Annotated in this window: 13 protein-coding genes; 10 read left to right on the forward strand and 3 right to left on the reverse strand. The window is 70.5% G+C overall.

Annotated elements, in window-relative coordinates; all coding sequences use genetic code 11:
• Positions 1-137: 137 nt before the first annotated feature.
• Positions 138-596 (reverse strand): pRL2-23, encoded by a 459-nt coding sequence (locus NMN56_RS31480; protein ID WP_274046930.1) that lies wholly within the window; start codon positions 594-596, stop codon positions 138-140.
• A gap of 539 nt (positions 597-1,135) precedes the next feature.
• Between NMN56_RS31480 and NMN56_RS31485 the strand changes: the two genes are divergently transcribed.
• Positions 1,136-2,275 (forward strand): NsdA family TPR-like regulatory protein, encoded by a 1,140-nt coding sequence (locus tag NMN56_RS31485; protein ID WP_274046928.1) that lies wholly within the window; start codon positions 1,136-1,138, stop codon positions 2,273-2,275.
• On the opposite strand, the gene NMN56_RS31490 is transcribed toward NMN56_RS31485, so the two are convergent.
• Both NMN56_RS31490 and NMN56_RS31495 read right to left on the reverse strand, forming a co-directional pair.
• Entirely contained in the window at positions 2,259-3,047 is a 789-nt protein-coding gene (locus NMN56_RS31490; RefSeq protein ID WP_274046927.1) for an NUDIX domain-containing protein, read from the reverse strand. The two genes, NMN56_RS31485 and NMN56_RS31490, sit on opposite strands and share 17 nt — an antisense overlap.
• A 236-nt stretch (positions 3,048-3,283) precedes the next feature.
• Complete coding sequence (locus NMN56_RS31495) at positions 3,284-5,080, reverse strand: dolichyl-phosphate-mannose--protein mannosyltransferase (protein ID WP_274046926.1); 1,797 nt, start codon at positions 5,078-5,080, stop codon at positions 3,284-3,286.
• A gap of 60 nt (positions 5,081-5,140) precedes the next feature.
• Between NMN56_RS31495 and rsmI the strand changes: the two genes are divergently transcribed.
• The 9 genes from rsmI to NMN56_RS31540 all read left to right on the forward strand — a co-directional run bounded on the left by rsmI (position 5,141) and on the right by NMN56_RS31540 (position 14,193).
• The gene (gene rsmI, locus NMN56_RS31500) at positions 5,141-5,989 is read left to right on the forward strand and encodes a 16S rRNA (cytidine(1402)-2'-O)-methyltransferase (RefSeq protein ID WP_274046925.1); all 849 of its coding nucleotides are present in this window, start codon (positions 5,141-5,143) and stop codon (positions 5,987-5,989) included.
• A gap of 195 nt (positions 5,990-6,184) precedes the next feature.
• Entirely contained in the window at positions 6,185-6,475 is a 291-nt protein-coding gene (locus NMN56_RS31505; RefSeq protein ID WP_430542757.1) for a hypothetical protein, read from the forward strand.
• Between the two features lie 78 nt (positions 6,476-6,553).
• Entirely contained in the window at positions 6,554-7,414 is an 861-nt protein-coding gene (locus NMN56_RS31510) for a TatD family hydrolase (RefSeq protein ID WP_274046924.1), read from the forward strand.
• A 441-nt stretch (positions 7,415-7,855) separates the two neighbouring features.
• Positions 7,856-9,313, forward strand: coding sequence for a resuscitation-promoting factor (locus tag NMN56_RS31515; RefSeq protein ID WP_430542758.1), 1,458 nt, complete (start codon positions 7,856-7,858; stop codon positions 9,311-9,313).
• Positions 9,314-9,531: 218 nt separating this feature from the next.
• Positions 9,532-10,503 carry a 16S rRNA (adenine(1518)-N(6)/adenine(1519)-N(6))-dimethyltransferase RsmA gene (gene rsmA, locus NMN56_RS31520; protein WP_274046971.1) on the forward strand — a complete coding sequence of 324 codons (972 nt, stop codon included), beginning with the start codon at positions 9,532-9,534 and terminating at the stop codon, positions 10,501-10,503.
• A complete protein-coding gene (locus NMN56_RS31525) occupies positions 10,500-11,438 on the forward strand; it encodes a 4-(cytidine 5'-diphospho)-2-C-methyl-D-erythritol kinase (protein WP_274046922.1) in 939 nt (312 codons plus the stop codon). The genes rsmA and NMN56_RS31525 overlap by 4 nt, the downstream gene beginning before the upstream one ends.
• A gap of 411 nt (positions 11,439-11,849) precedes the next feature.
• Complete coding sequence (locus tag NMN56_RS31530) at positions 11,850-12,263, forward strand: GntR family transcriptional regulator (RefSeq protein ID WP_274046921.1); 414 nt, start codon at positions 11,850-11,852, stop codon at positions 12,261-12,263.
• Complete coding sequence (locus tag NMN56_RS31535; RefSeq protein WP_274046920.1) at positions 12,260-13,237, forward strand: ABC transporter ATP-binding protein; 978 nt, start codon at positions 12,260-12,262, stop codon at positions 13,235-13,237. The genes NMN56_RS31530 and NMN56_RS31535 overlap by 4 nt, the downstream gene beginning before the upstream one ends.
• Entirely contained in the window at positions 13,234-14,193 is a 960-nt protein-coding gene (locus tag NMN56_RS31540) for a transporter (RefSeq protein ID WP_274046919.1), read from the forward strand. Before NMN56_RS31535 ends, NMN56_RS31540 begins: the two co-directional genes overlap by 4 nt.
• Positions 14,194-14,391 lie beyond the last annotated feature (198 nt).

Below are 14,391 nucleotides of genomic sequence, written 5' to 3' on the forward strand. Positions count from 1 at the left end.
GATGACGCTGCCGACCTGGCCGCTGACCGTGTTGTACGTGTCGCCGCTCATGGAAGGGTCTCCGTCCTGGTGCCGGGCCTGTCCCGGCTCCCCGCCCTCCCCGTCGCTGGTGGGCGTCGGGGAGGACAGGCAGCCGGTCAGGCCAGGAAGTCACCGCAGACGCTCACGAAGTCGTCGTGCGCGGCCAGCGCGGCAGCGCGGCCGGCCTGGAGCTGGTCGAGGGTGGTGCACTCCCGCATGCGGTAGGTGGCCTGTGCGGCCTCCTGCGCGGCGGTGCGGACCGCGCTGTCGGTGAACAGCAGCTTCAGCCGCACGGCAGGGTCGGTGATCTCCGAGCGGGTGCGGTGCGACTCGTCCCGCAGCTCCTCCACCCGCTCAGCGCTCTGGCCTGTCAGTTCCGCGTCCCGTACCTGCCACATCGCGCGGCGGTGGTCGGAGACGGAGCGGGCAAGTGCGGTGACCGCGTCCATCCGGTCCCGGCGAAGCTGTTCGGCCCGTGCGTCACTGCGGTCGGTACGGGCGACGCGGTGCTGGAGGAGACCGGAGACAAGCGCGCCGGCCAGGGTGCCTATGACAGCTACAAGACTGGTCCACATAGCAGGTGTCCTCTCAGGAAGAAGGAAAGAGTCCGGCTCCCCCCACCCCGCTCGTACGGCCAGGCCGGACGAGCGGGAGAGGCAACCGGCCGCAGCACACGAAGCACTGCGGAAGGTGTGTGACGTGCTTGTTCGTCTCCTTCGGGGGCGACGACTCCCGTATCAGGTAGAGCCGCCCTGTCCCGTGTAGGCGTATGGAGACATGGCCTTTCGGCCTAAGCCCTCCGGTTAATGACAAGGCGCCGGGTCGCCTCCCCCCGTCCAATGCGGGGCTCCTGCACTCCGTCGAGACCGGGGCCTCATCTGGTGCGCACCAATAGACTGCAACTGGTGCGCACCAGAGTCAAGTCCTTCGGCGTATTTCTCGCCTGCCGATCTCTTCTGCGCACTTCCATGTCACTGCGCAGAGCCGTGATCCGGTAGCCAACTGGGCCTCACTGCAAGCGGGTTAAGGCCAGGGTTAACCCGTGACGACCTGCGGTGTTGTGCGGCATGCTGCTGAGAGCACTGCTCGGCCAACCGCTTGGGAGCGGATGAACATGGCGAACGGATTGCGAGCCGCGCGAGCGGCACGAGGGATGTCTCAGGAACGGCTCGTGCGCTCGATCGAGGCGTATGCGCGGCAGAAGCGGGTCGACATCGCGAGCACAGGAAGCCTGCGTACGTACGTGTCCGAGTGGGAGAACGGCAAGCGCAGGATCAACGACCACTACGCGGCCATCCTGCGGGCGATTCTCGGCACGACAGACCACGAATTGCGAGGTCAGGAAGTTGCCGCGCGACCGTCGTTGCCCGCAGTGGCAGACGGATACGACGAGCTTCTTGGCCGCATCGATTCAGCTCGCAACGTGAGTCAGTCGATGGTGCAGACGTTCATGGACCAGACGGAGCTGCTGCGGACCATGGACCGGCAGATGGGCGCTGCGAGTCTGGTCGACCAGATGACAAGCCACCTGTCCACGCTCGAAGAAGCACTTACCTTTGCGGTGCTTCCGGACACACGTCGGCCGGTCGCTGCTGCGCTGACGGGTGCAGCCACATTGGCCGCATGGCAGGCGCTCGATGGCGGGTTTGTCGAACGCGCTTGGCGTCACTACGAGTTGGCCAAGCACGCAGCAAAGGAAGCGGACGCCCCGATGTTCCTGGTCCACGCGATGGGCGAGCAGGCGTACGTGCTCGGGGAAGCTGGGCGGCCGGACGACGCTGTCGCGCTCGTGCGACACGCACGGGAGACCGGCGGGCAGAGGCTGTCTCCACGCCTTCAGGCATGGCTGCACGCGGCCGAAGCGGAACTCTGCGCCAAGGCCGGCATGCCGGACGACTGTCGTCGGGCCCTGGGCAATGCCTTTGAGTGCCTACCTGCTGGGGCGCACGCGCGAGACGATGACATGCCGAGCGTGTTCCTGAACCACGGGCATCTGACGCGCTGGCGTGGCAACGCCCTGGCGCTGCTCGGAGACGACGACGCCGTGGGCAGCCTGTACGAGGCTCTCGACAGCGTCGACTCCAGCTTTATCCGTGCTCAGGCCGGGCTTCGCTGCGACCTGGCTCAGGCGCACATGGTCCGGGATGAGCACGATCAGGCCGTAGAGCACTTGCGCGAAGCGCGACTACTGGCCAAGCGCACTGGGTCGGTGCGTCACCAGAGGCGAATCGCACTGCTCAGCGGCTCGCCGTAGCCGCGCCGGCGCCTCGGTTGGCAAGGATGTGCAGGAGCGCAACGAGGGTGCCCGAACCCATCAAGTCACCGCGCTTCATCAAGCCCCGAACGTCTGCCAGTGGAACCCATTCGATGTGTCCAGCCTCTTCGAGGTCCGTGGGTTCGCCAACGCGTTTCGCCCCCTTGCCGACGTAGATTTCGTGGGGAGAGTCGACCATGCCCACCATGGGCTGATAGGTGACTACGTGCTCCAGCGACTCCGGACGCCAACCGGTCTCCTCCTCGACTTCCCGCAGAGCCGCTTCCTTGGGGTCTTCTCCGGCGTCAACGATCCCGCCGGGCAACTCCCACCCCCACGCCCGGGGAACGAAGCGGTAGCGCCAGAGCATGAGCACGCGGTCATCGTCATCCACGATCGCGGAAATTGCGACGTGCTGAAGCCGTACGACGTGGTGCTCGAAACGGTTCACGCCAGGCGGCTCGACATCGACAAGGTCGATGTCCACCCACTTGTTCTCGTAAATCGTGCGCTCACCGTGGATCGTCCACGGCTCCAACCCTTCAGGTGTGGACGTGCTCACGGCACCCGCCACGCGGTACGAGCTGCGGCCGTGCACCTCGATGTATCCCTCGGACACGAGACGGGCCAGTACCTGCCGCAGCGCCGTGCGCCTCACTGGTAGTTCGTCTTCGAGCCTGCGCTCGCTCGGCAGCTTGGCCCCGGGCTCCAACTTGCCCGACTCGATCCATGCACGGATCTCGTTGTACGCCTCCGTCGACTTCGGACCCATTCTCGGAGCACTCTCCACTCTCATCAACTGGTGCGTGCCAGCGTATCGGCGCAGGGTGACGTCAGACAGGGGCATGGTTCAGACCTCCAGACTCGCTCTGCTCGGTGCCGGGACAGCTCCTCATGGCCCAGCCCCATGTCTGGGCCGTCTGTGGGCCGTACGAGGGTGACCAACAACGACCAACACCGACCGTCAACGACGAACGACGCGCAGTCGCACGCACTTCAACGACCCAGCTAGATCCAGGTGTCGAACCACATCCGTTGTCGCCAGGCGTCCACCGGGATCGTCTGGCCTGTGTAGATGGGCCAGAAGTAGATGAAGTTCCAGACGATGAGCAGGCCCACGACGCCGACCGCGACCACCCCCACGGCACGCCGTCTGTCGCTGACGCCCGGTGGACCGGCGAGCGCTCCGGCGGCCATCGCGAGGGCGAGGCACAAGAACGGCACGAACACGACGGCGTAGAACAGGAAAATGGTGCGCTCCTGGTACGCGAACCACGGCAGGTAGCCGGCCGCCACCCCGCACAGGATCGCGCCCGCGCGCCAGTCGCGGCGGAAGAACCAGCGGTAGAGGATGTAGAGCAGCGCCAGGCAGGCGGCCCACCACAGCATCGGGGTGCCCAGCGCGAGGACTTCGCGCGCACACCCTTCGGCCTTGTCCGTACAGCCGTCCTTGCCGGCCTTGGGTGACTCGTAGAAGTAGGAGACGGGACGGCCGAGAACCAGCCAGCTCCAGGGGTTGGACTGGTACGTGTGCCCTGAGGTGAGGTTCACATGGAACTCGTAGACCTCGTACTCGTAGTGCCACAGGCTGCGCAGCGGTCCTGGCAGCCAGCCCCAGGGCCCGGCGGCACCCGCCTTGGTGGCCCAGTCCCTGAAATAGCCGCCCGAGGTGGCGAACCAGCCGCTCCAGGAGGCGACGTAGGTGGCGATCGTGACCACCGGTAGCGAGATGAAGGCCGGTAGCGCGTCCCTGCGGAGCATCGACCTGAAGGGGCGTGCGGCGCCTGCCGTACGCCGTGCACCCACGTCCCACAGGACGGTGAGGATGCCGAAGGCGGCGAGGATGTAGAGGCCGTTCCACTTGGTGGCGAAGCCGAGTCCCAGGCAGACGCCGGCGAGCAGCCGCCAGGGCCGCCAGCCGAAGTTCATACGGTCGGCGACGGAAGCGTCCGGCTTCAGCTCACGCGCGGGATGCTTGCTGTCGGGGTCGAGCGGGGGCAGCGCGTTCGCGAGCCGCGCACGGGATCTGTCGCGGTCGACGAGCAGACAGCCGAAGGCGGCCAGCACCCAGAACATCAGCACCAGGTCGAGCAGCGCGGTGCGGCTCATCACGAAGTGCAGCCCGTCCACGGCCATCAGGGCGCCCGCGAGGCAGCCCAGCGCGGTCGAGCGCAGCAGGCGGCGGCCGATACGGCACAGCATCAGCACGGACAGGGTGCCGAGCACGGCCGTCATGAAGCGCCAGCCGAAGGGCGTCAGACCGAAGAGGCCCTCGCCGAGCGCGATGATCCACTTGCCGACGGGTGGATGGACGACGTACGAGCCCTCGGGCGACAGCGGGATGCTCTGCGGGTCGCCAAGGATCTTGTCGTTGGCGTTGTCGGGCCAGGTGCCTTCGTACCCGTGGTGGAGCAGCGACCAGGCGTCCTTGGCGTAGTACGTCTCGTCGAATATGACGGCGTGCGGGGACCCCAGCTGCCAGAAGCGCAGCACACCGGCGACGAGCGCGATGAGGACCGGCACACCCCACGCGGCCCAGCGTGAGAGCCGGAGCGCGGCCTGAGGGCTGAGCCCGAAGAGCGTCGCCAGGCGCGTGTCCGGCTGGGGGAACGGGGGGTCGAGGCGCCGCCGTACACCGGGCCGCGGCCTGGCCACATGGCCGAATCGGCGCAGGCGTGCCTGCCACAGGGACGGCCTGTTCTGGCCGTCCTCGCCGTCGCAGCCCCCTTCTCGCCGCTCACGCGCCTCACGCCGTTCCCGCTGTCGCGCGTCCACCGCGGTGTCACTGGTCGTCACGCGGGCCATCGTAGGGATACGAGGGGGCGCTGTGCGCGGGCGCGTGGCCGCCGCTGCGAGGATGGGCGCGTGACTGGAACGCTCGTACTCGCCGGAACGCCCATCGGTGACCCCGCCGACGCCCCGCCGCGGCTCGCCGCCGAACTGGCCAGGGCCGATGTGATCGCGGCCGAGGACACCCGCAGGCTGCGCCGTCTGACGCAGGCGCTCGGGGTGGAACCGGGCGGCAAGGTCGTCTCGTACTTCGAGGGCAACGAGTCGGCCCGCACCCCCGAGTTGACGGAGACGCTGGCGGGCGGGGCGCGCGTGGTGCTGGTGACGGACGCGGGGATGCCCTCGGTCTCCGACCCCGGTTACCGGCTCGTGGCGGCGGCCGTGGAGCGCGGGGTGCGGGTGACGGCGGTGCCGGGGCCCTCGGCCGTGCTGACGGCGCTGGCGGTATCGGGGCTGCCCGTCGACCGGTTCTGCTTCGAGGGGTTCCTGCCGCGCAAGCAGGGTGAGCGGCTCAGCAGGCTGCGCGAGGCGGCAGGGGAGCGCCGCACGCTGGTGTACTTCGAGTCGCCGCACCGCCTGGACGCCACGCTCGCGGCCATGGCCGAGGTCTTCGGCGGGGCGCGGGAGGCCGCGGTGTGCCGCGAGCTGACCAAGACGTACGAGGAGGTCAAGCGCGGGCCCCTCAAGGAGCTGGCGCTGTGGGCCGCCGACGGGGTGCGCGGTGAGATCACGGTCGTCGTGCACGGCGCGGCGCCGCCCGACCCCGGCGAGCTGGACGCGGGCGAACTGGCGCGCAGGGTGGCCGTACGCGAGGAGGCGGGCGAGCGGCGCAAGGAGGCCATCGCGGCCGTCGCGCAGGAAGCGGGGGTTCCCAAACGGGAGGTCTTCGACGCTGTCGTGGCGGGGAAAAATACGGGATCCTGACACGGCCCGTATCCCGGCGCCCGGGTAAAGGAGTCACGCGGAAATGCAAAGAGAAAGCATAAGCAGCGGGGTTCGGCGGGCCCTTCTTTGACGCGGGAACAAAATTTGCCCCAATAGCAGGGAAGAGCTGCTGCGTTTCCTCTTGGCGAGGAGTCCACTGGTGGTGGGCGTTCTCGCCCGTAGAGAGGAGCTGCCATGAGGCACGACAGCGGCACCACCGCAGGAACCACCCCGTCCGTGCAGGACACAGCACATGAGGCGTACTCTTTCGCTTGCATGAAGTGTGGTCACGGCTGGGAGCAGGAATACGAGATCAAGCACCGCGAATATGCCGATGGCCGACCGCTGGTGGTCTATTTCGCAAACGGCGAGCAGGTCCCCTCTCCGCTCACCAAACCCACCTGTCGCAATTGCGAGGGGCATGTGGTGAGGATCATGCGTTCCGGCCGGGTCTCCACCGCCGAGGCCGCCCTTCCGCACCACTGAAGCCGGCGCCTGGCGTGCACCGCTGAAGCGGCGATATCGCCGTCGGCGCTGCAACGGAAGCGCTTTATCATCGCGGGTATGCCGAACCCCGCCTCCCCCGACAAGAACACGCGGTCCGCGTCGACACCGCCGCCCCTCCCCGAACCGCTCGCGGTGCCGGTCGCGGACTCGCACACCCATCTCGACATGCAGGAGCCCTCCGTCGGCGAGGCGCTGTCGGCAGCGGCCTCCGTGGGCGTGACGACGGTGATCCAGGTCGGCTGCGACCTGGAGCGCTCACGGTGGGCGGCCGGGATGGCGGCGGAGTGGGACAGCGTGTGGGCCGCCGTGGCGCTCCACCCCAACGAGGCACCCCGGCTGGCCGCCGAGGGCGGGGCTGCCCGGCTGGACGAGGCGCTGGCCGGTATCGAGAAGCTCGCCGCGCTCCCCCAGGTCCTCGCCGTGGGCGAGACGGGGCTGGACTACTTCCGTACGGGCGAGGAGGGCGTCGCCGAGCAGCAGCGCTCGTTCCGCGAACACATCGCGCTCGCCAAGCGGCTGGACAAGGCGCTGGTCATCCACGACAGGGACGCGCACGCCGATGTGCTGCGCATCCTCGGCGAGGAGGGCGCGCCCGAGCGCACCGTCTTCCACTGCTACTCGGGCGACGCGGAGATGGCCGAACTGTGCGCCTCCAAAGGGTGGTTCATGTCCTTCGCCGGCAATGTCACGTTCAAGAACGCGCAGCAACTGCGGGACGCGCTGGCCGTGGCACCGCCCGAACTGGTCCTGGTCGAGACGGACGCGCCCTTCCTGACCCCCGCGCCGTACCGCGGACGGCCCAACGCCCCCTATCTCGTTCCCGTCACACTGCGCGCGATGGCGGAGACGAAGGGGATGACGGAGGACGCGCTGGCAGGGCACGTCGCGGCGAACACGGCGCGCGCCTTCGGCTACTGAGCACCGCGCGGCACGGCGCGTGAGTGGGGCGCCCAGGGCCGCGGGGGCCGACACAGCGTGATCGAGCGGGCTTGGGACAGTGACGCGGCCTCCGCTACAGTCCCCGCCCGCCGGGCCTGTCCGACAGGCTGCCACCGGCCGGACCGCTGGGAGTACGCCGTGAGCCAGTCGCAGATGAGCGGGTTCGCCTCCCCGTACGAGACCGCGTACGGGGAGCCCGTCGCCGACGCGGGGACCTACGGGGCGGGGACCTACGGGGCGGGGGCCTACGGGGCGGGGACCTCCGCGGCTTCTGAAAGCCGTGCGCCTTATGGAGCTTACGAGTTGTACGGGGTGTACGAGCCCTGGAGAACGTGTGAGCCGCACGAGCCCGCAGAGACATACCCGCCGTACTCTCCGCCACAGCCCTACGCGGCTCGCGAGCCGTATGAGCCGGCCGGGTTGTACGAGGCGGTCGGGCTGTACGAACCGGTCGGGGCGTACGAGCCGGCAGGGCTGTACGGGTCGACGGGGCTGTACGAACCGGCAGAGGTGTACGAGCCGGTCCTGCTTCGCGAGTCGGGTCCGCTGCCCGCGTCGGGCATGCTGCCCGAGCCGGTCTGCCCGGACGAACCGGCCGGGGTGTCCGGTCCGTACGGGCACCAGCCGTATGTGCGGGGCGGGTTGGCCGCGGAGCCGGGGGCCGGGATCGGTGCGGGCCCCGCGATCGGTGCCGGGGCCGGTGCCGGCACCGGGCCGTTGGCGGCGCGGGGCGGAGGGCGGGCTGCGGTGCGGCGTGCCGCGCGGGTGCGGCGGGCCTCCGAACGGCCCGAGGTGTTCAGGAAGCTGCTGCCGCAGGCGCTCGTGGTGGCGTTCCTCGCGGGCGGCACCTCCGCGTTCGTGGCCTACGACAAGTCCGTCGAGCTGGATGTGGACGGACGTTCGCGCACGCTGCACACCTTCGCCGATGACGTGGAGGAGCTGCTGGAGGACGAGGGCGTGGAGCTGGGCAGCCACGACACCGTGCTGCCCGCGCGGGGCGCGCCGCTGAGCGACGGCGACGAGATCGCGGTGCGCTACGGTCGCCCGCTGCTGCTCACGCTCGACGGGCACCGCCGCCAGGTGTGGACGACGGCGGACACGGTGGGCGGGGCGCTGCGCGAGCTGGGGGTACGCGCCGAGGGAGCGCGGATCTCCACCTCGCGCTCCGCACCGATCGGGCGCACCGGCAGGGAGGTGGAGGTGTGGACGGAACGTACCCTCACCTTCCTGGTGGACGGCCGCGAGCAGCGTGTGCGCACCAACGCGGCGACCGTAAGCGGGGCGCTGGAGGACGCGGGGATCGTGCTGCGTGACGAGGACACCACGTCCGTACCGCTCGGCGGCTTCCCGCGCGACGGACAGACGGTGACGGTCATGCGCATCACGGGCACGGAGAAGGTCCACGAGGAGCGGCTGCCCTTTGTGACGGTGCGCAGAGAGGACCCGCGGCTCCTGGAGGGCACCGAGGTCGTCAGCCGTCAGGGCAGGCCGGGGCTGCGCAGGGACATCTACGAGTTGCGGACCGTCAACGGCGTACGGCAGAAGCCGCGCAGGACGAGCAGCGAAGTGGTGCGCACACCGCGGGCGCAGGTCGTCAGGGTGGGCACCAAGGAGCTGCCGGACTCCGTCGAGGGCGCTGACGGGCTGAACTGGCGGGCACTCGCCGAGTGCGAGTCAGGCGGCAGACCGGACGCGGTGGACTCTTCGGGCACCTACGGCGGGCTCTACCAGTTCGACACCGGCACCTGGCGGCGCCTGGGCGGGAGCGGGCGCCCGCAGAACGCGCCCGCCGAGGAGCAGACCATGCGCGCCAAGAAGCTCTACATGGACCGGGGCGCGAGTCCGTGGCCGGTGTGCGGCCGTAAACTGTCGCGGTGAGCGCTGTCCCTTCCGAACCCTCCGATCCCTCGGGCCCCACCGGCCCCTCCGGCACACCGGCTCCTTCCGAAACCCCCGGGCCTGCCGACCCCGGCTCCTCCGCCGGCCCTTCCGCCGGCCCTTCCGCCGGACCCGCCTCTTCCGGGCCCGGCTCCGACGGTCCCGGCTCTGGCGTTCCCAGCTCCGCCGACGCCGGGGTCCTTCTCGGTCCCGCTGAGGTGCGGGAGCTGGCCGGGGCGCTGGGCGTACGTCCCACCAAGCAGCGCGGCCAGAACTTCGTCATCGACCCGAACACCGTGCGCCGCATCGTGCGGACGGCGGGGGTCGGGCCCGACGACACCGTGCTGGAGATCGGTCCCGGTCTTGGCTCGCTCACGCTGGCACTGCTGGAGACGGCCGACGGGGTCGTCGCCGTGGAGATCGACGACGTACTGGCGGCTGCGCTGCCCGCGACCGTGGAGGCGCGGCTTCCTGAGCGGGCCGAGCGGTTCTCGCTCGTGCACTCCGACGCGCTGCGGCTGACGGAGCTGCCCGGCAGGGAGCCGACCGCGATGGTCGCCAACCTGCCCTACAACGTGGCCGTTCCCGTTCTGCTGCACATGCTGGCCACCTTCCCGAGCATCCGGCGCACCCTGGTGATGGTGCAGTCCGAGGTCGCCGACCGGCTGGCGGCCCCGCCCGGTTCGAAGGTCTACGGTGTGCCGTCCGTGAAGGCCGCCTGGTACTGCGAGGTCAAGCGCGCCGGCGCGATCGGGCGCAGCGTCTTCTGGCCTGCGCCCAACGTCGACTCCGGCCTGGTCTCGCTCGTACGCAGGGACAGCCCGCTGGTGACCGGCGCGAGCAGGGAAGAGGTGTTCGCCGTCGTGGACGCGGCGTTCGCGCAGCGGCGCAAGACGCTGCGCGCCGCGCTGTCCGGCTGGGCGGGATCGGGGGCCACGGCAGAGGAGGCGCTGGTCGCCGCCGGTGTCTCTCCCCAAGCGCGCGGGGAGTCGCTCACGGTCGAGGAGTTCGCCGCCATCGCCGAGCACGGCCCGCGCGGCAGCCAGGGCCCACGAGGCGCTCAGGGCCCGCGTGGCGGCAGGGAACCGCGCGGTGGCAGGGAACCGCGCGGTGGCAGCAGGGAGTCGCGTTCCGCGCGGAGCGCACAGGAGCGAGGCACACGAGAGACGCGGGAAGGACGCACCACGTGACCCAGCCAGACCCCAGGACCACCACCGTCACGGTGCGCGTACCGGCCAAGGTCAACGTCCAGCTGGCGGTGGGCGGTCGGCGCCCCGACGGCTTCCACGACCTGGCGAACGTCTTCCTCGCCGTCGGCCTCTACGACTCCGTCAGCGCGACCCCCGCCGACTCGCCCCGCCTGACCGCCTCGGGCCCCGACACCGCCCGCATCCCGCTCGACGACACCAACCTGGCGGCACGTGCGGCCCGGTTGCTGGCCGAACGGCACGGCCTGGAACCCCGCGTGCACCTGCACATCGCGAAGGACATCCCCGTCGCGGGCGGCATGGCGGGCGGCAGCGCGGACGCGGCCGGTGCACTGCTCGCGTGCGACACGCTGTGGGGCACGCGCACCCCGCACGACGAACTCCTCGCGCTCTGCGCCGAGTTGGGGTCCGACGTGCCGTTCAGCCTCGCGGGCGGTGCCGCGCTGGGGCGGGGCAGGGGTGAGCGGCTGACACCGCTGGCGACAGGGGGCGTCTTCCACTGGGTGTTCGCCGTCGCCGACGGCGGGCTCTCGACGCCTGATGTGTACCGCGAGTGCGACAGGCTGCGGGAGGCGGCCGGGCTCGGCGCGACCCAGGACAGCGTCCCCGAGCCGGAGCCGGACGAACAGCTGCTGGGGGCGCTCCGCGCGGGCGACAGCGCGGCGCTCGCCGCGACCCTCCGCAACGATCTCCAGCCCGCCGCCGTCTCGTTGCGGCCCGCGCTCGCCGACACCCTGGAGGCCGGTACGGCGGCGGGAGCACTGGCCGCCGTGGTGTCCGGCTCGGGCCCCACGTGCGCCTTCCTGGTCAAGGACCCCGAGACGGCGACCCGCACCGCACAGGCTCTGCTCGCCTCGGGCACCTGCCGCACGGCACGCCCCACCACGGGCCCGGCGCCGGGCGCGACGGTCGTCTGAGGCCGGGGCCGAGGCCAGGGCTGCGCTCTTCCGAGCCGAACGGCGCAGCCAGTAGTCGGCAGTTGGCGGCTCACCACCCGTAGTCGGCAGTCGGCGGCTCACCACCCGTAGCCAGCAGTCAGTAGCTCATCACCGGTAGTCGGCAGCCAGTGGTTCGCGACCCGTAGAGCGCGGCCAATAGAGCGCAACCGGTGGTTGGCGACCGGTGGTTCGCCGCAGTCAGCAACCAGCAGTCAGCAACCAAGCAGCTCACCCCACGCGACCCGTATCCCGCCACCAGTGGTCAGCGGGATACGGGTCGCTCGCATCCTCGCCCGATCCCCCTCCCTGGGCCCCGGTTTGACGTCCGTGATCACCGTGCTCCATGCTTTCACTACTCAATTAGTGAAAGCATGGAATCGGAAGGAGGACGTGATCGAGTTCAGGATTGATCGGGGCAGCGGCGTCGCCGCGTACCTCCAGATCGTGCAGCAGACCGAACAGGCCCTCCGCATGGGCGTGTTGCGTGTGGGTGACCGTCTCCCGACCGCGAGGGAGGTGGTCGAGGCCACCGCGATCAACCCCAACACGGTGCTCAAGGCGTACCGCGAACTGGAACGCGCGGGGCTGGTGGAGGCCCGGCGCGGCCTCGGCACGTTCGTCCGCAGGTCACTCGCACGCCCCGAGTCCGAGACCGACACCGCGCTCCGCGCCGAACTCGGCGACTGGCTGGCACGCGCCCGCGACGCCGGCCTCGAACGTGAGGACATCAGCGCCCTGTTCACGAGCGCACTCGACGCCCTCGAAGCGGCGCCCCGCGCGCACCCACCGCAGAAGGACACATGAGCGAGAGCCCCTCCCCCACGCCACAGGCCGCCGCCACACCACAGGCCGCCGCCGCCACGCCACAGGCCCCGGCACTCCGCGCACGCGGCCTGGGCTTCCGGTTCCGCAGCAGGGCCGGAGCCCGGTGGGCGCTGCGCGACTGCGAGTTCGCGCTGCCCGCCGGCCGTATCACCGCGCTCGTCGGCCCCAACGGCGCGGGCAAGACCACCCTCTTCCACCTGGCAACCGACCTGCTCAGGCCCACCGAGGGCGCCGTGGAGGTCTTCGGGCACACGGCCGGCACCCCCGAGGCACGCGGCGGGGTGGCGTTCCTCGCGCAGGACAAGCCGCTGTACCCGCGCTACACGGTCGAGGAGACCCTGCGCCTTGTCAGCCGCCTCAACAAGCGCTGGGACCACAAGGGCGCCGAGGACATCGTGCGCGCGGGCGACATCCCCCTCAGCGCGCGCGTGGGCACCCTCTCGGGCGGTGAGCGCACCCGCGTGGCGCTGGCCCTCGCGATGGGCAGGAGGCCGGGCCTGCTCCTCCTGGACGAACCACTGGCCGACCTCGACCCGCTCGTACGCGAGGAGTTCATGGGCACGCTGATGGCGGAGGTGCTCGACCGCGAACTGTCCGTGGTGCTCTCCTCCCACGTACTGCCCGACATCGAGCACTCCTGCGACTACGTGCTGCTGCTCAAGGACGGACACATCCACCTGGCGGGCGACGCCGACGAACTGCGCGCCACCCACACGCTGATCAAGGGCCGCGCCGACCACCCCGTGCCCGACCATGTGGTGCACGCCCGTACGAGCGGACGCCAGCTCACCGCGCTCGTACGCACCGGGGGGAGCGGCACCGTCCCCGGCGACTGGGCGACCGAGAGCCCCACGCTGGAGGACGTCCTCCTGGGCCACCTCCGCGCCCACGCAACGGCTGACGCGTCCGCAGCGGGCACAGCACCCTCCACAGCCGAAGGAGCCGCCGCGTGAACGGCACCCTGTGGCTGGCCTGGCGCCAGCAGCGCACCCTCGTCCTCGTCGCGGCCGGACTCGCCGTGCTCGGCACGGTGATCGCGTATCTGGCCCACCGGCACCTGACGAGCGAACTGGCCGCCGACTGGATGCGCGGCTGCGGCTGGGACTCGGCCAATGGGGACGCCTGCCCCTTCCAGCGCTTCTCCGAGTTCCGGGAGACCGAGGTCGTCAGGTTGCGCGCTTTCGGCTTCCTGATCATCGCGCTGCCGGGGCTGGTCGGCCTCTTCTGGGGCGCGCCGCTGCTCGGCAGGGACGCGGAACTGGGGACCTCCAAGCTCGTCCTCACCCAGGACGCCAACCGCACGCGGTGGTTCGTCTCGCGCTTCGCGCTCGCCGCCGTCGTCACGATCGCGCTCACCACCCTGCTGTCGCTGCTGTGGAGCTGGTGGCGGGAACCGCTCAACGACAAGGTGTACGGGGTCCAGTGGTACGACGCCTTCGCCCTCAACGCCACGGGGCCGCGCGCCGTCGCCGCGACGCTGTTCGGGCTGGCGCTCGGCACGGCCGCCGGGCTGCTGCTGCGCCGCATCCTGCCCGCCATGATCGTCACCCTCGTCGGTGTGTGCGGTGTGGGGGCCGCTCTTGAGCTGGGACGCCGTGCGCTGGTCCCGCCCCGCCTGTACGTCTCGACCGGTTCAGGACCGAAGGTCCCCATGGGCGACAAGTGGTCCTCGGGGAACTGGGGTTACCTCACTCCCTCCGGCAAGCGCGAGGGCATCGAGAACTGCACGTACACCGGCGAGGAACTCCGCAAGTGCATGGCCTCGCACAACTACGTGCAGCGCTTCTACGAGGCCAACCCGCACAGCGACCGGTGGCTCTTCCAGGCGTGGGAGACCGGCATCTTCCTCGTCCTCACCATCGCGCTCATCCTGCTCACCGGCTGGCTGCTGCGCCGCCGCAGGGTGTGAACCGGCCGACTACAGGACCGGCCTGCCGGACCGACTGCTACAGGGCGCGTTGACGCCCGTACAGCACCGCCGTTCAGCTGTGCGCTTCACGTACGCGTGGAGCGCACAGCCGCATGAACTCCGGGGCGCCACAGAAGCGCGCACGCGCGCTGCCGAGGCGCGGCCCTCTACCGGTGGTGCGGTTCGGTGCCGGTGGTC

Origin of the sequence: Streptomyces iconiensis (assembly GCF_028657195.3) — a bacterium.
Classification (GTDB): Bacteria; Actinomycetota; Actinomycetes; order Streptomycetales; family Streptomycetaceae; genus Streptomyces; species Streptomyces iconiensis.